Genomic DNA, 21,771 nt, shown 5'->3' on the forward strand with positions numbered 1-21,771 from the left:
CAGCGTTATTCGCAGATAGGACAGAGGAAAATATGGAGAAATACGAGAAAGTGATCATAGGTGCAGGATTATATGGTCTTTATGCGGCGCTCTTTTGCGCAAAGCGGGGGCAGAGAGTATTGGTGCTGGAATGGGACAGCCAGGTCTTTGGACGTGCAACCTATGTGAATCAGGCACGTGTTCATATGGGCTATCATTACCCCCGTTCTCTGTCTACGGCATTAAAGTCAGCAGGGTATTTTGAACGGTTTAACCGAGATTACGGCTTTTGCATATTAAAGGAATTTTCCCAGGTTTATGCTACATCGGCCCAGTTTTCCTGGACAGATGCCAAACAGTTCCAAAAGTTTTGTCAGGCGGCGGATATTCGATGTGAGGAGATCAATCCGGAACGGTATTTCCGGCCGGGAATGTGTGACGGAGCCTTTCTGACTACAGAATACACTTACGATGCACAGATATTAAAAGACTATTTTCTGGAACAGCTTAAGAAGTATCCGGAGGCGGAGCTTTGCTGCGGAGTGCATATCCATAAGGTTATTTCGGATGGATCAGGCTTTATAGTAGAAATGGAAGACAGGGCTTCCGTATATACGGATTTCCTTCTGAATGCTTCTTATGCATCTGCCAATCAAGTGCTTAAGAAGGTAGAAGGGCTTAAAGGAGAGCCGTTTCGAATCAAGTATGAGCTTTGTGAAATAATATTGTGTACCCCTTCAGAGACATTGAGGCCGGTGGGACTTACGGTGATGGACGGGCCCTTCTTTTCCATAATGCCCTTTGGAAAGACAGGCTGTCATTCTCTGACTTCAGTAACCTTTACGCCCCATATGACCAGTTACGACAGCCTTCCAACCTTTCCGTGTCAGGAGAACAGCAAAGAATACTGCAGCCCCAATCAGCTTGGGAATTGTAATACCTGTTCGGCACGGCCGGTCAGCGCATGGCCGTATATGTCTCATATGGCGGAGAAATACATGAAGGAGGAATATGGATTTACCTATTCCCACTCATTGTTTTCTATGAAGCCAATTCTGAAAAATTCTGAGCTTGATGATTCCAGACCTACTGTGGTGCGCCGGATGAGTGAGGCTCCGGCCTTTGTCAGTGTTCTGTCGGGCAAAATCAATACAGTGTATGATTTGGATGAGGTACTGATGTATGATGGAAAATAAGGAAAAAAATTTTGTGTCGGCTGTGCTCTATGTGCACAACCAGGAGTTATATCTGGCCGATTTTCTGAGAAAAATAAATACAATTTTGAGAGAGAACTTTGAAAACTATGAGATTATCTGCGTGGATGATCGCAGCACGGACAAGAGTGTTCAGGTAATTGCAGAATTTGCGAAGAGCCTTGAGGAAGCCAGTGTAAGTATTCTTCATATGAGCTACTATCAGGGGGTGGAGCTGTCTATGAATGCAGGCATGGATTTGGCCATAGGCGATTTCGTGCTTGAGTTTGATAAGGTTTCCTGTGATTTTCCGGATGAATTGCTGATGCAGATCTATCGAACATCCCTGGAAGGCTTTGACATTGTAAGCGCTGCGCCGGAACGGGCTGAGAGATGGACTTCGAGGCTGTTTTACCAGGTCTACAACCGTGCGGCAGGCAAAAGGGCGATGCTGAGGACAGAAACTTTTCGGATCCTGTCCAGACGAGCGGTGAACCGGGTGCATTCCATGTGCCAGTCTATTCCCTATCGAAAGGCGGTCTATGCAAATTGCGGGCTGCAGATAAAAACCTTGACCTATAAACCTCAGGAACGAAAAGGTGTTATGCTGCCGGAGGAAAAGGAGATGCGTCGGGATATGGCGTTTAACAGCTTGATTCTGTTTACCAATTTGGGATATCAGGTATCCAGTCTGCTGGCAGGAATGATGATGCTGGCAGCTCTGTTTATCGGTCTCTATACAATAGTGATCTTTGTGGGTGCTAAGCCGGTAGAAGGATGGACTACAACGATGCTGTTTCTGTCATTGGCCTTTTTTGGGGTTTTTGCTATTTTTGCCATTATCATTAAATACCTGTCCATTTTGATTGACTTGGTATTTACAAAGCAGCAATATGCAATTGAGGGAATAGAAAAGCTTAAATAACAGAAAAATCAGGACAGAATTTGCAAAACAAATGTCTGCCCTGATTTTTAAGTGTTATCTCCGGTCTATTTTGTCATGAATCACTTCTTTGGGTCGTTCCATCAACTGTTCCGGTTTCGAAATGCCGCTCTTGATATGCTTAAAGCCAATGGCATAGATAAAACCGTCGCAGATGCGCTCATCCACTACAAACTTCATATTCAGATAAGTCTTACGACGCAGGTTTCCTTTCCGATCTAACTCATGAACCGTTTCCTTGCTCCCTATGGCTCCAAAGATAGAGATTGTACCGAATTCGTAGATATGGTGATACACCGGCTGCATTCCGATAGAGCCCATATTTGTGATAAAGAAGCTGGAATGGAAGGGACTTAAGCCTGTGATTTTCCTGGGAATTAAACCATAACGATCCAGAAATTTCAAAAGGGAAAAGACAAAGCGGATCAGCCATCCGGGAATCAGGGCCAGAGCCAGCTCCAGCTTGTCAAAATCATTTCGATTCTCATCCTCGGCAACCTTTTTGGTACGGTCAATGGGATTGGCCAATACTTCGATTTCTTTGACCACCTCCGGCAAAGTGGCATCCATCTCAAAACGGGGCATAATGGTAGTGCGCTCACTGTCCCTCTGCATTCCCTTCATAACTACCATAGAACCCTTCATTTCATTCCGGGCATAAATATTATTTCTCTGAATAAAACGGTTTAATTCAGGAACCTGGGAATAGGTACGCACGATTGCTGCAAAGACAATGTGATATAGGGTAAGACCAGGAATCTGGCTCTTGCGCATAGTATGTAAAAATTCCTGTGTATGGGTAATATCAATTCGATCCTCAAACAGTACCCAGCTGTCTGATTTGCTTCTCATTATATATGGAATCAGTTTCCCCATAGGATCCAGATTCCGCACAAGAAAGCCGTCATTCCGATCACCGAAACGGCGCTTTCTGCCTTCTAATGGTTTCATCTAATAGTGCTCCCTCCTGATTTTAACTCTGCATAACTCTAAAACAATTTTATACTAAACAGGAAATGCTTGTCAACAGGAAAGCCGCTATTGAAAAGATATACCAGTTTATGATATAGTGATAAAAGTCATTATTATTTACAATTGTGAGATGGAATGCTGTTCCTAGAATCCCCTTTTGAGGCTGAGCGGGATTGTGAATCAAGATAAAGAGTCAGGAGGCTTTGGAATGACTGTGTGGAAGAAGGTACTTGCGCTTACCATGAGCGGAATACTAGTTTTTGGAATGAGCGCCTGTAAAGGCAAAGAGCCAGAGGGCGATGAGATAGAGATAGAAGTGGCAGAGGAGCCGGAAGAAGCGGGAGAACCGGAAGAAACCATAGAGGTGGTCTCAGATCTGGAAGCAAGCATCTCCTGGTGGACTTACCCGGTGTTTGTCCAGGATGAGGGTCAGGAGGAAGGCGCTTATGAACAGACATTGATTCAGGAGTTTAATAAGAAATATCCCAACATTCGGGTAGAACTTAAGATGCTGGATTATACTCAGGGTCCGGATGAGGTCCAGGCATTGATTGACGGCGAGGGATTGGAACTGCCCAATGTTCTGCTGGATGAGCCGGGCCGCATTGGTATCTATGCGAAGGAAGGGGTTTTGACGGATTTGACCTCTATGTTTACGGAGGAAATGGCTGCAGATGTGGTCAGCGAAGGGATCTTAAGCGCCTGCAGAAACGAGGGAGCTTATGTAATGTATCCGTTTAGTGCGTCTAATTATGTGATGGCTTTTAACCGTTCTATGATTGAAGGATCCGGTGCTATTGAACTGATGAACCGGGAAGGGGCCTGCACCTGGACCACGGAAGCCTTTGAACAGGTATTGGAGAGGCTTGGCAATTCTCAGTTTAACGGAGGAATCCTTTACTGCTCAGGCATCGCCGGAGACTATGCCAGCCGTTCCTTCCTTACAAATCTCTATGACGGAAGCCTGATGAATGAGGATGGGACAGCTTATACCATGAATAGTGAGGCAAATCAGCAGGCATTAACCAAGGTAAAGGAGTGGATGGATAAGGGATGGGTTCTGAATGGATCCGGATCTACGGGAGCAGATGCCGTATCCTCCTTTGTGAATGGCGACAATTCCTTCTGCCTGCTCTGGAGTCTTCCCCAGGCATTGGCCAATGCCCAGGCACTCCAGGAAAATGGCGTGGAGGTAGTTGTGATGCCCTATCCTTCCGAAGACGGTGTACCGGAGCTTGAGTATATGCTGAAAGGCTTCTGTATTTTTAAGACGGAAGATGAGAAGCAAGAAGAGGCATCCCGTTATCTGGTGGACTTTTTGTGTAATGATGAAAGTAAAGCGGCGGAAAATGTGGTGCGAAGCGGAGGCTTCCCGGTCCGCACATCCATGGGAGATGTGTACGGCGGCAATGAGGAAGCGCTGCTTTATGAGGCCCTTCTCCCTTACAGCGGAACTTACTACAACCATGTAGAAGGCTTTGAGGAAATGAGAGTATATTGGTATCAGATGCTGGCAGAGATTCTGAATGGAGAATACAGCGTTAAGGAGTCAACAGACAGCTTCGTAGAATATGCCAATAAGACATTGGAACCAAAAGGGGAAGAAGAATGATAGGGATTCGCGGCGTGCGTGTGCTGGATCCGGCAAACGGGAGAGATGAGAAGCTTAATCTGGTCATTGCAGACGGAAAGATTGTATCTACAGATAAGATGATTTCAGAAGAGGACTGTAGCCAGATTCTGGAAGGGACCGGCCTGGTGGCGGCTCCGGGATTGGTGGATATACATGTTCATTTTCGGGATCCGGGACTGACCTATAAAGAGGATATTGAGACAGGGGCCCGTGCAGCAGCCAGAGGAGGTTTTACGACAGTAGTCTGTATGGCAAATACAAAGCCGGTAATAGACTCTCCGGAGATACTGTCTGAAGTGTTGGAAAAAGGGAAAAAGACCGGAATTCATGTGAAAAGCTGTGCTTGTGTAACAAAAGGGATGAAGGGAAAGGAACTGACAGATATGGAAAGCCTTCATGCCCTTGGGGCAGCCGGGTTTACAGATGACGGCATTCCGATATTGGACAGGGAGCTTTTGAGACAGGCCATGGAGACGGCGGCCCTCCTGGACGTTCCCATCAGTCTTCACGAAGAGGATCCGACGCTGATTGAAAATAACGGAATTAACCAGGGGGAAGTATCAAAGAAGCTTGGAATCGGCGGCTCACCTGCCATGGCGGAGATACGCCTTGTTAAGAGGGATTGCCTTCTGGCCGGAGAGACAGGGGCAAAGGTGAACATTCAGCATATCAGTGCGGCGAAAGCGGTAGAAGCAGTTCGGCAGGCCAAGGCAAGAGGGGTATGTGTGACAGCAGAGGCAACTCCACACCATTTTACATTGACGGAGGAGGCTGTGCTTACCTGGGGAACCTGCGGAAAGATGAATCCGCCTCTGCGGACAGAGGAAGATCGTCAGGCCATTATTGCAGGCTTAAGAGACGGAACGATAGATATTATAGCCACCGATCATGCGCCCCACAGTGAGGAAGAGAAAGCCAGACCTCTTACAGAGGCTCCCAGCGGAATCATTGGTCTGGAGACAGCATTGGCTCTTGGAATTACAGAGCTTGTTAAGCCAGGGCATTTGACACTGATGCAGCTTATGGAAAAGATGAGCCGAAACCCGGCTCTCCTGTATGGATTCGACTATCCGGGAATAGTGCCGGGAGCGCCTGCCGATCTGGTGATCTTTGATGAAAAAGAGCTTTGGACAGTGGAAGAATTTGCATCCAAAGCAGTGAACTCTCCTTTTCGGGGAAGAACCTTGCAGGGAAAGGTCCGCTACACCATTTGCGGCGGAGAGATTGTATATAAAGGGTAACATGTACAAAAGATAACTCCAAGTGTAAAAGAGATGCACTTGGAGTTACTTTTCGTTATCGGATACCTGCTGTGATTCTACCCATTTCTTTTTGAAACGGACAAATTCCCGAACTTCCTTTTGAACTTCCGAAGGAAGGGATTTATAATTGATTAACATACGTGCCTCGGCACCATTCAAAGGAATTGCGCTGGTTTCTGGTGCAATAGCGAAATGCTCATTGGCAGTGGAATCTGCAATCTGCTTGGCAGACAGATCCGCATAAAGCAGCATATCTACCGATACGCCATAAAAATCAGCCAGATAACAGACAGCTTCCAGATCCGGGAGTCCCTTTCCGTTTTCATATAAGGAATAGGTTTGGCGTGCAACGTGAATAAGTTCGCTGATATATTTTTGAGGATATTCATTTGCAATACGCAGTGCACGCATGTTGATTGCAATTCTTATTTCACGCATCCCATTGTTCCCTCCCGAAATGATGGGTATATTATATCAGCTTGCCCAAGCTTTTATACAAAATGGGAGGAAATATAGCATAATAAATTACATGTGTCATTTTAAAATGATAATATTGAAAGTCTCATAGAAAACATCATAAGGCAGCTATAAATATCAGGAAATCGGACGCTGGCTTAGGGTACTGTTGTGATATTCGGCAGACCAGGTAACTTCTTCTCCGAACCAGTCTGGGGGAAGAAAGGCATGAGCCTGTTCTTCGGAAGTAAACTCCACTTCTGCCAGAACCAGACCTTCAAAGGGAGCATCAAAGAGATCCAGCTCAATGGTCAGTTTGTCAGGAAGGGGGATGCGGAAGCGCTTTTTGCGAATCACATTGCCGTCTGCTTTCTGCTTTAAATGCTCATAGCTGTCGGAGGTTAAGGGCAGATTATATTCTTCCCGGCTCATAAGCCCTTTTGATTTATAGGTCAGGGTATAAGTATTATCACTTCGTCGGACACGGACTACCGGGTTTGTACATAGATAGGCTTGTTCCAAAAGCTGAAAAGGATATGCATCCAGATCTTCCGGAAGCCTGGGTATTAAAAATTTGCGTTCAATTTCCATATTCAAAGAGTTCCTTTCTTTTTTCATCTATTATAACGCAGCAGGCGGAAGGCATCCACAGAAGATTTGCGAAATGTCTGGATATTCTTTCGGATATTTGATAAACTGTATTCAAAAAACAGCAGGAGCCCATGTAACAGACGGCGAATGCAGAACTGGAATGAAATTGGAATGGAGGATATATAAAATGAAAAAAGTAAGTATTTTTCTTGCGCCTGGTTTTGAAGAGGTGGAGGCGCTGACGCCTATCGATCTGCTGCGCCGGGCAGGAGCACAGGTAACTATTGTATCAGTTCAGGCAGAAAAGGCGGTTACAGGTTCGCATCAGATTACCGTAGAGGCAGACACATTATTTGAAGACATGGATTTTGAGGATCAGGATCTGCTGATTCTGCCGGGAGGGCAGCCGGGCACCAACAATTTGAAGGCTTGTCAAAAGCTTCGCAGCCTTCTTGCGGATGCCGACAAAAAAGGGAAGCTTCTTGCGGCCATCTGCGCAGCGCCTGCCGTATTCGGAGATATGGGGCTTTTGAAGGGAAAGAAAGCTACCTGCTATCCTGGCTGTGAAGAGGGGCTGGTCGAGGCTGAATATCTGACAGAGCGCGTGGTGACAGACGGTAACCTGATTACCAGCCGAGGTGTGGGAACGGCAATTCCCTTTGCCCTTTCTCTGATTGAACAATTGTTTGGAAAAGAAAAATCAGAAGAAATTCGAAAAAGCATCATTTACGGCCATTAAAAGAAGAATTGCACTTCCTTTCATTTCCAGTATGCCTTTTAGAGGCTTTGCACACAATAGGTGCATGGAGGTGATAAAGATGGCAGAACAGTCTAAGACAAACCAGATGGCAGTTCCGGAAGCGAAGGCAGCTATGAACCGCTTCAAAGAGGAAGTAGCCAGCGAGCTGGGTGTGCCTTTAAAGGAAGGCTACAACGGTGATTTGACTTCTGCTCAGGCAGGTTCCATCGGAGGCGAAATGGTTAAGAAAATGATCATGAAGCAGGAACAGCAGATGAGCGGTAAATAAAAGAAAAAAAGAGAGCAGCCCCTTGTGTATCAAAATTGATGTGCAGGGGGCTGTTTTCAGATGACATAAAAAGGATTGATTCAAAACAGGCTTCGAGTAATCAAAGCCGCCGTTTTATTGTATGGGTGAAATATAATATAAACAGCGGATTAAGCCGCTATAATTGTGCATTATGAGACTTGATTTTCTCACAAAGCTTGTGTTATACTACTACAATGACTGTAAGTGTGTGAAGATTTATAGAGGTGTAACAAGCCGGATTCGCTACTGTGAACACCATGGGTGCGAACAGTAATCTGTTATGTAAAGATACAATTTAAGGAGGAGATAAAAAATGAGTTTACAAGTGGAAAAACTGGAGAAGAATATGGCTAAGCTTACTATTGAGGCGTCTGCTGAAGAATTGGAGCAGGCTCTTCAGAAAGCATACCTGAAGAATAAAAACAAGATCAATGTTCCGGGCTTCCGCAAGGGCAAGGTACCGCGCCAGATGATAGAGAAAATGTACGGACCGGAGATTTTTTACGAAGATGCAGCCAATGTGTTGATTCCTGACGCCTATGCGGCAGCGGCCGATGAGTGTGAGCTTAAGCTCGTGTCGCGTCCGACTATTGATATTGTTCAGATTGAAAAAGGACAGCCGTTTATCTTTACAGCCGAGGTTGCCGTAAAGCCGGAGGTGACTTTGGGGGAATATAAGGGCATTGAAGTAGAAAAGGCTGATACCACAGCCACAGAAGAAGAGATTACGGCAGAAGTAGATAAGGAACGTGAGAACAATTCCAGAACTATCACAGTAGAGGATCGCAGTGTTCAGGACGGGGATATGACTGTGATTGATTTCGAGGGCTTTGTGGACGGAACAGCTTTTGAAGGAGGTAAGGGAACCGACTATCGTCTGACTATCGGTTCCGGTGCGTTTATTCCGGGTTTTGAAGAGCAGCTTGTAGGTGCTGAGCTTGGAAAAGAGGTTGAGGTCAATGTAACCTTCCCGGAAGAGTATCATGCAAAGGATCTGGCAGGAAAGGCCGCTGTTTTTAAGTGTACTGTAAAGGAGATCAAGGTAAAAGAACTTCCGGAAGCAGATGATGAGTTTGCAATGGATGTATCTGAGTTCGATACGATGGAAGAGTACCGTGCAGATCTTAAGAAAAAGATAGAGGAGCGCAAAGCTGCAGATGCCAAGGCGAAGAAAGAGGATGCCGTCATTGAGAAGATTATTGAGGGCGCCGTTATGGAGATCCCGGATGCGATGATCGAGACACAGGCCGAGTATCTGGTGGATGATTTCGCTCAGAGAATGCAGATGCAGGGAATGTCCATGGACCAGTATATGCAGTATACAGGAGCTACCATAGAGTCTATGACCAATCAGATGAAACCTCAGGCAAAGAAGCGCATTGAGAGCCGTCTGGTTCTGGAGGCTGTTGCGGCGGCCGAGAACATAGAGATTGGAGACGAGGCCATTGAGGCAGAGATGACTCGTATGGCGGAAGCCTACAAGATGGAACTTGATAAGCTTCGGGAGCTTATCAGCGAGGAAGAGAAGAAGAATATGAGAGAGGATCTGTCTATCCAGAAAGCTATAGAGCTGGTGACAGAGGCAGCAGTTGAGAAATAAGACGTGCTGCGTTTAGGAAAGAAATGAGGAGGAAATGATGAATATGAGTTTGGTACCTTATGTAGTTGAGCAGACCAGCAGGGGCGAGCGTTCTTATGACATATACTCCAGACTTCTGAAGGATCGAATCATTATTCTGGGAGAGGAAGTCAATGATGTAACTGCCAGTCTGGTGACGGCACAGCTTTTGTTTTTGGAGTCAGAGGATCCGGGAAAGGATATCAATCTGTATATTAACAGCCCAGGCGGCTCGGTAACTGCAGGCATGGCCATCTATGACACCATGCAGTATATCAAGTGTGATGTGTCTACCATTTGTATGGGAATGGCAGCCAGCATGGGTGCATTTCTTCTGGCAGGCGGCACAAAGGGCAAGCGTATGGCGCTTCCAAATGCAGAGATTATGATTCATCAGCCTTCCGGCGGAGCTAAGGGCCAGGCTACAGATATTAAGATTGTGGCGGATCACATCCTGCGTACAAAGAAAAAGCTGAATGAGATTCTTGCTGCCAATACGGGTCAGCCTCTGGAAGTAATTGAGGTGGATACAGAGCGTGATAACTACATGAGCGCTGAGGAGGCTATGAAGTATGGCTTGATTGACAGCGTGATCGCAAATCGGAAGTAAAGGGGCGAGAACAACTATGCCTAGAAACAATGATAATAATGTAAGATGCTCTTTTTGCGGAAAGTCGGGGGAGCAGGTAAGAAAGATGATTTCCGGACCCAGCGGAACCTACATCTGCGATGAGTGTATTGAACTCTGTTCCGAGCTTATCGAGGAGGAATTGGAGCTGGATGAGCAGGAGCTGGGGGATGAGGAGATCAATCTCCTGAAGCCTAAAGAGATTAAAGCATTTCTGGATGAATATGTGATTGGCCAGGAGGAAGCAAAAAAGGTTCTATCTGTAGCGGTTTATAATCATTACAAAAGGATTTTGGCAGTCAGGGATAAGGAGCTGAATGTAGAGCTGCAGAAAAGCAATATTCTGATGCTTGGGCCTACTGGGTCGGGTAAGACTTTATTGGCACAGACGCTGGCAAGGCTTTTGAATGTACCCTTTGCCATTGCAGATGCCACATCACTTACAGAAGCCGGCTATGTGGGCGAGGATGTGGAGAACATTCTTCTGAAAATCATTCAGGCAGCAGATTATGACATAGAGCGTGCACAGCACGGAATCATTTATATTGATGAGATTGATAAAATTACCAGAAAGTCAGAGAATCCATCCATTACCAGGGATGTGTCCGGAGAGGGCGTTCAGCAGGCGCTCCTTAAGATTCTGGAGGGAACCATTGCTTCTGTGCCGCCTCAGGGAGGCAGGAAGCATCCCCATCAGGAGTTTATACAGATTGATACGACCAACATTTTGTTCATTTGCGGCGGTGCTTTTGAGGGACTTGACAAGGTGATTGAGCGGAGAATGGATCGGAGATCCATTGGCTTCAATGCAGAGCTGTCGAAGCCCAACGAAGAAGAAAATGTGGGTAAGCTGCTTCGGCAGGTATTGCCGGAGGATCTGGTGAAATTCGGTATGATACCGGAGTTCGTAGGGCGTGTGCCGGTAACGGTGGCACTGGATGCTTTGACAAAGGAGGACATGGTACGCATTCTTGTAGAGCCGAAAAATTCCATCGTGAAGCAGTATAAGAAAATGCTGGAATTGGATGGAGTAAAGTTATCCTTTGAAAAGGAGGCTATTGAGGCCATCGCCGCAGAGACGGTAACAAGGAAGACGGGCGCAAGAGGCTTACGGGCAATTATGGAGCATATTATGATGGATACCATGTATGAAGTTCCATCAGACGAGAGTGTTACCAATTGCGTGATTACCAAAGAAGTCGTAGACGGAACGGGAAGTCCTGTAACTACTGGCAATGAAATGAGATTCCGGGCATAGCCTGGAATCTCTTTGTATAAACAGCAACACCTGAATTGTACACAGATGGATTTGCAGAATCATGGCTCAACGGTCATAAAGGGTGCTGCAAGGGTGTGTACTGTCCGGATACTGAGGAACTGGAATAAAAATAGGAGAGTGCGACGTGAGTGAATTGATTCAGATTTTACCAGTGGTTGCCCTTCGGGGAATGACAATTCTTCCTGACATGGTCATCCACTTTGATGTGAGCAGAGAACGCTCTGTGAAAGCCATTGAACAAGCCATGCTTCGAGAGCAGAGATTGTTTTTGGTGACCCAGAAGAATACACAGACTGAGAATCCGGGAGCAGATGATCTCTACCGGATTGGAACTATCGCTTCGGTAAAGCAGGTCATTAAGCTTCCGCATAACATTCTGCGCATCTTAGCCGAGGGGATAGAACGGGGCGAGATGTCCCATCTGGAGCTGGATGGAGATTATCCGGAGGCGGAAGTGGTCCGCTTTGAGGAAGAGGATCCGGAAAGCCTGCAGCCTGATATTCGGGAAGCTATGATAAGAAGTTTAAAGGAGACTTTTCATTCCTATTGTCAGGAGAGCGGCAAAGCCGGAAAGGAATTAGAGCGGCAGATTGGGGAGAGGGAGGATCTTTCCAGACTGATGCGGCAGCTGATGATACATTTGCCGCTCCATTATGAAGAGAAGCAGAGACTTTTGGAGACTGTCAGCCTGTCTGAGCGATTTGAACTCCTTGGCACATTGATGAATAAAGAAATTGGAATCATGCGCTTTAAAAGGGAGCTTCAGGAGAAGATTAAGGCGAAGGTAGACAAGAACCAGAGGGAATACCTGCTTCGTGAGCAGCTGAAGGTGATTCGTGAAGAGTTGGGGGAGGATACCTCTGGAACAGATGCGGATCACTTCCGTGATGCTCTGGAAAAGCTACGTGCGCCCAAAGAAGTTAAGGAGAAGATAGGAAAAGAAATTAACCGATTTAAAAACATCGGCAATAATTCTTCTGAAAGTGCCGTGATTCGGGGCTATATTGAAACTTTGCTGGAAATGCCATGGGAAAAGTCCTCCCGGGACAGTGTGGATCTGAAACGTGCAGAGGAAATCTTAAATGCAGATCACTATGGACTGGAAAAGGTAAAGGAGCGTGTGCTGGAATTTTTAGCAGTGCGCACCCTGACAAAGAAGGGCAGCAGCCCTATCCTTTGTCTGGTGGGGCCGCCCGGAACGGGAAAGACCTCCATCGCCCGTTCGGTTGCCAGAGCACTTAACAAGAAATATGTGCGCATCTGCCTGGGCGGTGTCCGGGACGAGGCGGAGATCCGGGGACACAGGAGAACCTATGTAGGAGCTATGCCAGGAAGAATCGCTGCCGGCATGCGTCAGGCAGGTGTGAAGAATCCTCTGATGCTGTTGGACGAGATTGACAAAGTAAGCAGTGATTATAAGGGAGATACCTCATCTGCTTTATTGGAGGTATTGGATTCAGAGCAGAACAACCGGTTTCAGGATCATTATGTGGAGATTCCCCTGGATCTGTCAGAGGTACTTTTTATCGCTACAGCCAATGATGCTCAGACTATTCCCCGGCCTCTTTTAGATCGAATGGAGCTAATCGAAGTCAGCAGCTATACAGAAAATGAGAAAGTACATATCGCAAGGGAGCATTTGATTGAAAAGCAGATGGAGAAGAACGGCTTGAAGGAAGGCCAGCTTGCCATAAGCTGCGGAGCGCTGGAAACACTGATTCACAGTTATACCAGAGAAGCAGGCGTGCGTCAGCTGGAGCGCAAGCTGGGAGAGGTCTGCCGGAAAGCGGCCAGAGAGATTCTGGAACAGGACAAAAGTAAAGTCCGCCTGACAGAAAACAATCTGAGCCGTTATCTGGGAAAGCCAAGGTATGTATTTGATATGGCAAATGAGACAGATGAGATTGGAATTGTCCGAGGGCTTGCATGGACGAGCGTTGGAGGCGACACCCTTCAGATTGAGGTGAATATTATGCCTGGAAAGGGTGAGATTTCCCTTACGGGCATGATGGGAGATGTAATGAAGGAGTCTGCCCGGACAGGTTTGAGCTATATCCGTTCCGTGAGCAGCAGCTATGGGATTGACAAAGAATTTTTTCAGGAGCATGATATTCATATCCATATTCCGGAGGGGGCTGTGCCAAAGGATGGCCCGTCAGCCGGAATCACTATGGCAACAGCCATGCTTTCGGCCATCACAGAGATTCCCGTGTATGCCAGTGTAGCTATGACCGGAGAGATTACCCTTCGGGGACGGGTATTGCCCATTGGAGGCTTGAAGGAGAAGATTCTGGCGGCCAAAAGCGCCGGGATCAAGACTGTGCTGGTACCGTCCAGGAATAAGAGAGATGTAGAAGAAATATCAGGAGAGATTCGAAAAGGAATCCAGATTGTATATGTGGAACAAATGAAAGAAGTATTGGAGGCAGCCTTCCATGATCATTAAGAATGTAAGCTTGGAGACCGTGTGCGGTATTACCAGCAAGCTGCCGGAGAATGCCATGCCGGAGATTGCCTTTGCCGGGAAATCCAATGTGGGGAAGTCTTCCCTGATTAACGCATTGATGAACCGAAAGGCTCTGGCAAGGACTTCTGCACAGCCGGGTAAGACTCAAACTATTAATTTTTATAACATTAACAATACCATGTATCTGGTGGATCTGCCGGGTTATGGCTATGCAAAGGTGGCTCAGGAGGTAAAGGAGCAGTGGGGAAAGCTTATTGAGCGGTATCTTCATGGTTCTGGGCAGCTGCGGGCGGTGTTTCTTCTTATTGACATCCGCCATGAGCCTTCGGCCAATGATAAACGTATGTACGAGTGGATTGTCTATCATGGATATGATCCCATTATCATAGCCACAAAGCTGGATAAGATAAACAGAAGTCAGGTGGAGAAGCATTTAAAAATGGTACGTACCGGATTGCATGTAAAGCCGGGGACGGCAATTTTGCCTTTTTCTGCTCTTACAAAACAGGGGAGAGATGAGATCTGGGAGCAGGTGGAAATGCTGCTGGCAGATCAGGAGGAACCGGAGGTGGAGTAAATGCCCGGAAGATATCTGCGCTGTATGGTAAATATTCTTTTATATGTGGTTGGTGTTGTACTGCTGTTTGTTCTGACGCCCAGACTGCTGGTATTTTTTATGCCCTTTGTAGTTGGGTGGATTATTGCACTGCTGGCAAATCCTCTGGTGCGCCTTATGGAACGGCGGCTTAAGATGGTGCGCCGGCACAGTTCTATGCTGATCATTATTACAGCGATTGCATTGGTAGTTACAGGGGGATATTTCGCATTGTCGGCTATAGCCCGGGAATTATACAGCTTTTTGGAAGTGCTTCCGAATATTTATGGATCCTTTTTGGAGGAATTGGAGGAAATCAGAGAGAATATGCAGGGGGTATCTGCCCGGGTGCCGCCTCAGCTGCGGGAAGGCGCAGCCAGTCTGACAGATTCTCTGACGGAATCCTTAGGCGATTTGGTCAGTGCAATTGGAAAGCCTACAGTGGCAGCCGCAGGTACAGTTGCAAGGAATATTCCCAATGCATTGATTCATGTGATTTTTTCTATCCTTTCTGCCTATTTTTTTATTGCAGAGCGGGATCGGATTGTTCAGGCTATGAGAGAACGGATTCCAGAGTGGATTTGGGTAAAGTGGCATTTTATTACAGAAAAGTTTCGGAGAGCTATAGGGGGCTATTTTAAAGCCCAGTTTAAAATTATGGGTGTGGTAGCTTTGATTTTGCTTGTGGGTTTTTTGATTTTGAAAATCCACTATGCAGTTTTACTGGCTGTTCTGATTGCGGTTTTAGATTTTCTTCCCTTTTTCGGCACAGGAACAGCGCTGATTCCATGGGCTGTTTTAAAGATCTTGAGTGCGGACTATCAGTTTGCAGTGGGATTGATTATTATTTATCTGGTGAGCCAGCTGGTTCGCCAGCTTATACAGCCGAAGATTGTGGGGGACAGCATTGGGCTGGAGCCATTGCCGACCCTGTTTTTCATGTTTATTGGTTATAAAGTCAGCAGCATTTTCGGCATGATTATCGCAGTGCCCATTGGAATGATTCTGGTAAGCCTGTATCAGGCCGGGGCTTTTGCGGATGTGATTGCGGATATAAAGGAGCTGACGGAGGGACTGCGAGAGTTTAGAAGGAGAGAATGATGACAGAAGAAGTACAAAAAGAGAATAAGATGGGCTATATGCCCATTCCGAAATTACTGTTTACCATGTCTATGCCTATGATTATTTCTATGCTGGTGCAGGCGCTGTACAATGTGGTGGACAGCGCTTTTGTGGCTCAGCTCAATGAGGATGCCCTGACAGCCGTATCTATGGCTTTCCCGGTGCAGAATCTTATGATTGCCGTGTCTGTGGGAACGGGTGTAGGCATCAATGCGCTGCTTTCCAGATCTCTGGGTGAAAAGCAGTTTGAGCAGGCAAATCTGGCGGCGAAAAATGGTCTGTTTCTGGGGATTGTGAGCTATATAGTGTTTGCCGTATTGGGAGTTCTGGGCTCCCGGCAGTTTTATCTGATTCAGACAGATGATCCGGAGATTGTATCTTACGGTACTCAGTATGTATTTGTAGTTACGGTTTTTGCCTTTGGACTGTTTTTGGCAGTTATCAGTGAACGGCTTTTACAGTCTACAGGGCTGACAATTTATAATATGTATACACAGGGATTGGGAGCGATTATCAATATTATTCTGGATCCAATATTGATCTTTGGATTGCTTGGATTTCCCCGGCTGGAGGTACTGGGAGCGGCGGTGGCGACTGTGGTTGGGCAGATTTGCGGAATGCTTCTGGGAGTTGTGTTTAATCTCCGGAAAAATAAGGAGATTAATATTAATATGAAGGGCTTTCGGCCGGACAAGGCTACTATTAAGCGGATCTACCAGGTGGGAGTTCCCTCGATTATTATGCAGTCTATTGGATCGGTGATGGTATTTGGAATTAATAAGATTTTGATGGCATTTACCTCCACAGCAGTTTCGGTGTTCGGCGTTTACTTTAAGCTTCAGAGCTTTATCTTTATGCCTGTGTTTGGATTAAATAATGGAATGGTGCCGATTATTGCTTACAATTATGGAGCACGGAACAAGAAAAGGATTATGCATACAGCTTGGCTCAGTATTGGGGCGGCTGTGGCTATTATGCTGGTGGGACTTGGGATCTTCCACATATTTACGGGGCAGCTCCTTGGGATTTTTGAGGCTTCAGATGAGATGCTGGCTATTGGAATCCCGGCTCTGCGGATTATATCCTTGAGCTTCACCTTTGCCGGGTATGGCATTGTGGTGGGTTCGGTATTTCAGGCTTTGGGAAATGGTGTTTACAGCCTGATGGTGTCTGTGGCAAGGCAGCTTGTGGTGATTCTTCCGGTTGCATTTGTGCTTGCCAGGGTCGGCGGACTCATTGCAGTTTGGTGGGCATTTCCGATTGCGGAGATTGTTGCGCTGGTTATGAGCACCATACTGTTTCGAAGAATTTATAAAAAGAAAATACAGCCTCTTGCACTTACAGAAGAGACTGCATCAGTGTAGCATAGATTTCTTTGCTCTTGTCCCTCCAGTGGCCGCAGATGGCTTTGGCCTGTGCTTCCAAAGGAACAGTGAGGGTCAGATCAATAAGGGTAGAATCCTTTTCTAAAACCCGGCAGTGGGCGGCAAATTCACCGGTGCTCGTCTGATAGTAGGCGGCAGGGGTGGAACGCTCATTGCGCAGCTTATATTTGTGTTCTGAGAGAAAGGTATCAATATCCTCCCGAATGGCGGAGGATATTTTTGTTTCAAAATAGGTGAGGGTGGTGCGGCCTTCTTCCGTAATATGGTAGAGGGTGGTGTTGCGTACTGTCTCTAAGGAGATGAGATTGGACTCGGCCAGCTCGAAAAGGGATTGCTGGAGGGTGAAATAGTCAGTGTATTCCTTGTCCAGTATGAATTCGGAGAGCTGGGCGTTGCTTAGAGGAAAGGTGACGCGGTTCAGAATATATAGGATAATCAGTTTATACAGAGTTTGAGTTTCGGACATTTTTGGGCTCCTTTGATGGGTTAATGTGGACGGGAAAAGATTCCGAAAGGGCGGTGTGGTGGAGTTAGGCTGTAGGGTAACACTTTCCTTGGAAGCTGTTGCGGGCTTTTAGTTCTTTATGTATGGTGTTTAGTACTTGACGCTTGGCGGTGCTCCAGGCGGGGGCTATCAGGAGATCTTTTGGGCCGTCGCCGGTTAGGCGGTGGATGATGAGATCTGGGCGGCAGACTTCCAGGCAGGAGATGACAAGGTCAGTGTATTCTTCCAGGGTGAGGACGTGGAAGCTTGTCCGGGCATAGCAGTCGGCCAGGTCGGTATGTTTTAATATATGCAGGAGCTGGAGTTTTATGCCATTAATATTTAAGGTGTTCAGGTGGCGGATGGTGTCCAGCATCATTTCTTTTGTTTCTCCCGGAAGGCCCAGGATAATGTGAACAATGATTTCCAGGTCCCGGGCATACAGGTCTTCTACGGCCTGGTGGAAGACAGGGAGAGGATAGCCCCTTCGGATGAAAGCGGCGGTTTCCTCATGGATGGTCTGGAGGCCCAATTCTACCCAGACGGGCTTTTGGCGGTTTAGATCTGCCAGCAGATCTAAGACCTCCGGCGGCAGGCAGTCCGGACGGGTGGCTATGGACAGGGCTGCAATTTTTGGGTGCTCTAAGGCTTCCGTGTAGACTTTTTGGAGATAGTCTATGGGAGCGTAGGTGTTGGTGTAGGCTTGGAAGTAGGCAATGTAGCGGTTTGCAGGGCGCTTGCCCGCAAGAGACTGAATGCCTGCTTCGATCTGTTCGGTGACAGAATGGCGGGAATCGCCTGCGAACTCGCCGGAACCGCCTGCGCTGCAGAAGATACAGCCATGAGTTCCAAGTTTTCCATCCCTGTTTGGGCAGGTACAGCCGATGTTCAGGGTGAGCTTATATAGTTTTTCGCCGAAGCGCTGCTGTAAGGATTCATTTAGGCTATTGTAAGGTCTCATGGTATTTAATTTAGCACAGGCAGGAGAGAATTTCAATTATTTCTGAAGGGGAGTTTCTTTTTAGAGGGATTGATGGTAAGATATTCAAGAGAAACAGACTTGGGAGAACAAAATGCTTTTTAATTCATATGTATTTGTACTGCTTTTTTTGCCTATTTGCATTCTGGGGTACTTTGGGTGCAATCATTTTAGGAAGCAAAGGCTTGGGCAGTTGTTTCTATTGCTAATGTCCTTATGGTTTTACGGGTATTTTCATGTGGAGTACCTTTTTATTATTGCTGCCAGTATTTTGTGCAACTATTTTTTCTATATGCTTTTATGCAGAAGTTCTGGAAGAAATAGGCGGAAATGGTTTTTGGCAGCGGCTCTTTTGCTGAATGTGGGCATTTTGTTTTATTTTAAGTATTTCAATTTCTTTTTGGAAAATATAAATGTTTTTTTTAAGAAGGACTTTACTTTGGAACCGATTCTGCTGCCTTTGGGGATTAGTTTTTTTACCTTTCAGCAGCTTTCTTTTGTGATTGATGCATATAAGGGGGAGGTGCCTTTCTATCGGTTCCTTGATTATGCCTGTTTTGTGACCTTTTTTCCGCAGCTGATTGCCGGCCCCATTGTAACTCACGATGAATTGATTCCGCAGTTTTTGGATGAGAAGAGAAAAGCTTTTCGATGGGATAATTTTGTGAGGGGCATGTATCTTTTTGCACTGGGGCTTGGGAAGAAGGTGTTGGTTGCTGATACCTTTGGAAATGGAGTAAACTGGGGATTTTCGAATATTAGGGAGCTTAACAGCACAAATGCTTTTTTGGTGATGCTGTTTTATACCATTCAGATTTATTTTGATTTCAGCGGATATTGTGATATGGCCGTTGGACTTGGAAAAATGATGAATCTGGAGCTGCCTTTGAATTTTAATTCACCTTACCGGGCAGTGACGATTACGGAGTTTTGGGATCGCTGGCATATGACTTTGACCCGGTTTTTTACAAAATATATTTATATTCCCCTTGGAGGCAGCAGAAAGGGGAAGGCCAGAACTTGCTTAAATGTAATGATTGTCTTTCTGATAAGCGGTTTGTGGCATGGGGCCAATTGGACTTTTGTGCTGTGGGGGGCATGCCATGGCGTGTGTTCCGTGATAAACAGGCTTTGCAAAGGAGCGCTTGAGAAGATTCCCAGGGCCCTTCAGTGGACAGCAACCTTTGTGTTCCTTAATGTTACTTGGGTATTGTTTCGGGCGGACAGCATTAAAGATGCGGGGATTTTCCTTGGGAGGATGCTGGATTTTGACTTTGGAAGGGCAGACAGCAGTTTGACAGCGGCTTTTTACCTTCCGGAGTGCCAGCTTGTGGACAGCCTTATTCCGTTTACCGGGATTTGTCCGGAGTTCTTTTTGATTGCATTTACGGCAGCGGCATTGTTCCTGCTGTTTGGAATGAGGAATGCCCATGAAAAGATGCAGAGATTTGAGCCAACCCTTGGCCGGCTTCTGGTGACGGCTGTGCTGCTGGTTTGGTGTATTTGTTCTTTTTCGGGGATTAGTACGTTTTTATATTTTAATTTTTAGAGGGGAGGAGAATGCCATTAATGGAAGAAAATAAGAAATGGGGAATTTCTTTGCTGGCGCTTGTGAGTATCTGCCTTATTGGAGTTGGAGCAATTGTTGCAGGCATTGATCCTTTTTTTCATTATCATAAACCTCTTAAGTTTCTTTCTTATCCTTTAAATAATGAACGGTATCAGAATGACGGGATTGTGAAGCATTTTGATTATGATGCAGTGATTACAGGGACCTCCATGACAATGAATTTTAAGGCATCGGAATTGGATGAATTGTTTGGTGTGCATTCTGTTAAGGTGCCGTTTCCGGGGGCTATGTATAAGGAAATTAATGACAATCTGGAAAAGGCTGTAGAGGCCAATCCGGGCATTCGCCTTGTTGTGCGGGGGCTTGACAAGCTTTGGCTGTTGGAGGACCCGGAAGAAACAGGGTATGACAAGGATTCCTATCCTGCTTATTTATATGATGATTTTCTGTATAATGATGTATACTATGTACTGAACAAAGAGGTACTGCTTAATAATACAAAGGGAGTTCTGGGCTATACACGTTCCGGACAGAAGACAACAGATTTTGATGCCTATGGCAATTGGATGTACGCTTTTTCTTTTGGAAAGGATGCAATGGATGCGGTATATCATAGAGTAGACAAGGTGAGTGAAGAACAGGATGTGACGGATTCGGACTTTCAGATGCTTCGGGACAATCTGACGCAGAATGTGACGGATTTGGCAGAGGCTCATCCGGAGATTGACTTTTATCTGTTTTTTACTCCCTACAGTATCTATTACTGGGATAATCTGAATCAGACAGGGACATTGAAAAAGCAGCTTGCCATAGAGGAAGAAGCTGCACAGATTTTGCTGGAGTATGACAATATCTATCTTTTTGCTTTTTCAGATCTTTTTGAAATGATTTGTGATTTGGACAATTATAAGGACGAGCTTCATTACAGTGAGGAGATTAATTCCCGGATTTTACAGTGGATGAGTCAGAAGGAGCATTTACTTACAAAAGAGAACTATCGGGAATACTATGATAGGATTTCTGAATTTTATACAGCGTTTGATTATGAGGAGCTGTTTTAGCCCAAAGGCCTCGTAACTACGAGGTCTTTGACTGCTCACTCAGATAATCGGCAAAGATGCTGATAAGATCCTTGGGATAAGGCTTTTTGCCATACCACATGGAACATCCCATAAGAGACTCCAAGGTCTCTATGCCGCCATTCTTGATGAGAGCATCACGTACCGTGCGGAGATTTCGTTCCACATTGGTGATGGTCGTGTGATATTCCTTTGCAATGGGAAGATAGATTTCTTTTCGGATACTCTGAAGGCGTTCCGGATTCTCTACGGCCAGAAGGACAGCATCCTGAAAGTAATTGTATCCGTAGTAGTGCCGAAAAACACCTGCCGAATATAGAACGGCTTGGATTTTCTTTGTCATGTTGTAAATACTCCTTTTATATAGTTTTTGCTTGAGTTGCATAAATGAATACGAATGAGAACGGGGAAATCGTAAGGTTTTTTGAAAAAAATTATAATTTTTAAAAGAAATTTTTTTGGCAGGAAGAAATAAAGTTTGCCAGAT

Annotated in this window: 21 protein-coding genes; 15 read left to right on the plus strand and 6 right to left on the minus strand. The window is 46.0% G+C overall.

Annotated elements, in window-relative coordinates; translation table 11 throughout:
* The first annotated feature begins 32 nt into the window (after positions 1-32).
* Positions 33-1,175 (plus strand): FAD-dependent oxidoreductase, encoded by a 1,143-nt coding sequence (locus VSQ61_RS06850; RefSeq protein ID WP_334343696.1) that lies wholly within the window; start codon positions 33-35, stop codon positions 1,173-1,175.
* Positions 1,162-2,097, plus strand: coding sequence for a glycosyltransferase (locus tag VSQ61_RS06855; RefSeq protein ID WP_334343697.1), 936 nt, complete (start codon positions 1,162-1,164; stop codon positions 2,095-2,097). Before VSQ61_RS06850 ends, VSQ61_RS06855 begins: the two co-directional genes overlap by 14 nt.
* Positions 2,098-2,151: 54 nt before the next feature.
* Here the strand turns inward: VSQ61_RS06855 and VSQ61_RS06860 are convergent, their stop codons facing one another.
* The gene (locus tag VSQ61_RS06860) at positions 2,152-3,066 is read right to left on the minus strand and encodes a 2-oxo acid dehydrogenase subunit E2 (RefSeq protein WP_334343698.1); all 915 of its coding nucleotides are present in this window, start codon (positions 3,064-3,066) and stop codon (positions 2,152-2,154) included.
* Between the two features lie 229 nt (positions 3,067-3,295).
* Here VSQ61_RS06860 and VSQ61_RS06865 point away from each other — a divergent pair, with 229 nt between their 5' ends.
* Positions 3,296-4,699 (plus strand): ABC transporter substrate-binding protein, encoded by a 1,404-nt coding sequence (locus tag VSQ61_RS06865; protein WP_334343699.1) that lies wholly within the window; start codon positions 3,296-3,298, stop codon positions 4,697-4,699.
* Positions 4,696-5,961 (plus strand): dihydroorotase, encoded by a 1,266-nt coding sequence (locus VSQ61_RS06870; protein ID WP_334343700.1) that lies wholly within the window; start codon positions 4,696-4,698, stop codon positions 5,959-5,961. The genes VSQ61_RS06865 and VSQ61_RS06870 overlap by 4 nt, the downstream gene beginning before the upstream one ends.
* 45 nt (positions 5,962-6,006) lie before the next feature.
* Here the strand turns inward: VSQ61_RS06870 and VSQ61_RS06875 are convergent, their stop codons facing one another.
* Together VSQ61_RS06875 and VSQ61_RS06880 are read right to left on the minus strand one after the other, a co-directional pair.
* The gene (locus VSQ61_RS06875) at positions 6,007-6,420 is read right to left on the minus strand and encodes a helix-turn-helix transcriptional regulator (RefSeq protein WP_334343701.1); all 414 of its coding nucleotides are present in this window, start codon (positions 6,418-6,420) and stop codon (positions 6,007-6,009) included.
* 156 nt (positions 6,421-6,576) lie between these two features.
* On the minus strand, positions 6,577-7,029 hold the full coding sequence (locus tag VSQ61_RS06880) for a CYTH domain-containing protein (protein ID WP_334343702.1): 453 nt from the start codon (positions 7,027-7,029) through the stop codon (positions 6,577-6,579).
* A gap of 187 nt (positions 7,030-7,216) precedes the next feature.
* On the opposite strand from VSQ61_RS06880, the gene VSQ61_RS06885 reads away from it, so the two are divergent.
* The 9 genes from VSQ61_RS06885 (at position 7,217) to VSQ61_RS06925 (ending at position 17,151) form a co-directional block, all read left to right on the plus strand.
* Positions 7,217-7,768: a DJ-1 family glyoxalase III gene (locus VSQ61_RS06885; protein ID WP_334343703.1), complete on the plus strand. Its 552-nt coding sequence runs from the start codon at positions 7,217-7,219 to the stop codon at positions 7,766-7,768.
* Between the two features lie 79 nt (positions 7,769-7,847).
* Positions 7,848-8,057, plus strand: a complete 210-nt coding sequence (locus VSQ61_RS06890; RefSeq protein WP_334343704.1) for an alpha/beta-type small acid-soluble spore protein — start codon at positions 7,848-7,850, stop codon at positions 8,055-8,057.
* 334 nt (positions 8,058-8,391) lie between these two features.
* Positions 8,392-9,678 carry a trigger factor gene (gene tig, locus VSQ61_RS06895; protein WP_334343705.1) on the plus strand — a complete coding sequence of 429 codons (1,287 nt, stop codon included), beginning with the start codon at positions 8,392-8,394 and terminating at the stop codon, positions 9,676-9,678.
* A 37-nt stretch (positions 9,679-9,715) separates the two neighbouring features.
* Entirely contained in the window at positions 9,716-10,306 is a 591-nt protein-coding gene (gene clpP, locus VSQ61_RS06900) for an ATP-dependent Clp endopeptidase proteolytic subunit ClpP (RefSeq protein WP_334343837.1), read from the plus strand.
* 16 nt (positions 10,307-10,322) lie between these two features.
* A complete protein-coding gene (clpX, locus tag VSQ61_RS06905; RefSeq protein ID WP_334343706.1) occupies positions 10,323-11,582 on the plus strand; it encodes an ATP-dependent Clp protease ATP-binding subunit ClpX in 1,260 nt (419 codons plus the stop codon).
* A gap of 145 nt (positions 11,583-11,727) precedes the next feature.
* The gene (gene lon, locus VSQ61_RS06910; RefSeq protein ID WP_334343707.1) at positions 11,728-14,049 is read left to right on the plus strand and encodes an endopeptidase La; all 2,322 of its coding nucleotides are present in this window, start codon (positions 11,728-11,730) and stop codon (positions 14,047-14,049) included.
* Positions 14,039-14,647, plus strand: a complete 609-nt coding sequence (gene yihA, locus VSQ61_RS06915) for a ribosome biogenesis GTP-binding protein YihA/YsxC (RefSeq protein ID WP_334343708.1) — start codon at positions 14,039-14,041, stop codon at positions 14,645-14,647. The genes lon and yihA overlap by 11 nt, the downstream gene beginning before the upstream one ends.
* Positions 14,648-15,766, plus strand: a complete 1,119-nt coding sequence (ytvI, locus tag VSQ61_RS06920; protein ID WP_334343709.1) for a sporulation integral membrane protein YtvI — start codon at positions 14,648-14,650, stop codon at positions 15,764-15,766.
* The gene (locus VSQ61_RS06925; protein ID WP_334343710.1) at positions 15,766-17,151 is read left to right on the plus strand and encodes an MATE family efflux transporter; all 1,386 of its coding nucleotides are present in this window, start codon (positions 15,766-15,768) and stop codon (positions 17,149-17,151) included. Before ytvI ends, VSQ61_RS06925 begins: the two co-directional genes overlap by 1 nt.
* Here the strand turns inward: VSQ61_RS06925 and VSQ61_RS06930 are convergent.
* Both VSQ61_RS06930 and mnmL read right to left on the minus strand, forming a co-directional pair.
* Positions 17,126-17,638, minus strand: a complete 513-nt coding sequence (locus VSQ61_RS06930; RefSeq protein ID WP_334343711.1) for a DUF4364 family protein — start codon at positions 17,636-17,638, stop codon at positions 17,126-17,128. The genes VSQ61_RS06925 and VSQ61_RS06930 overlap by 26 nt on opposite strands.
* A gap of 64 nt (positions 17,639-17,702) precedes the next feature.
* On the minus strand, positions 17,703-18,617 hold the full coding sequence (gene mnmL, locus VSQ61_RS06935) for a tRNA modification radical SAM protein MnmL/YtqA (RefSeq protein WP_334343712.1): 915 nt from the start codon (positions 18,615-18,617) through the stop codon (positions 17,703-17,705).
* Positions 18,618-19,074: 457 nt separating this feature from the next.
* Here mnmL and VSQ61_RS06940 point away from each other — a divergent pair, with 457 nt between their 5' ends.
* Positions 19,075-20,184 carry an MBOAT family O-acyltransferase gene (locus VSQ61_RS06940; RefSeq protein WP_334343713.1) on the plus strand — a complete coding sequence of 370 codons (1,110 nt, stop codon included), beginning with the start codon at positions 19,075-19,077 and terminating at the stop codon, positions 20,182-20,184.
* A gap of 20 nt (positions 20,185-20,204) precedes the next feature.
* Complete coding sequence (locus VSQ61_RS06945) at positions 20,205-21,266, plus strand: hypothetical protein (RefSeq protein WP_334343714.1); 1,062 nt, start codon at positions 20,205-20,207, stop codon at positions 21,264-21,266.
* A 16-nt stretch (positions 21,267-21,282) separates the two neighbouring features.
* Here VSQ61_RS06945 and VSQ61_RS06950 read toward each other — a convergent pair whose 3' ends face one another.
* Positions 21,283-21,627, minus strand: a complete 345-nt coding sequence (locus VSQ61_RS06950; protein WP_334343715.1) for a sporulation initiation factor Spo0A C-terminal domain-containing protein — start codon at positions 21,625-21,627, stop codon at positions 21,283-21,285.
* Positions 21,628-21,771: the final 144 nt, after the last annotated feature.

The sequence above is a fragment of the Candidatus Merdisoma sp. JLR.KK006 genome (assembly GCF_036941035.1).
Classification (GTDB): Bacteria; Bacillota; Clostridia; order Lachnospirales; family Lachnospiraceae; genus Laedolimicola.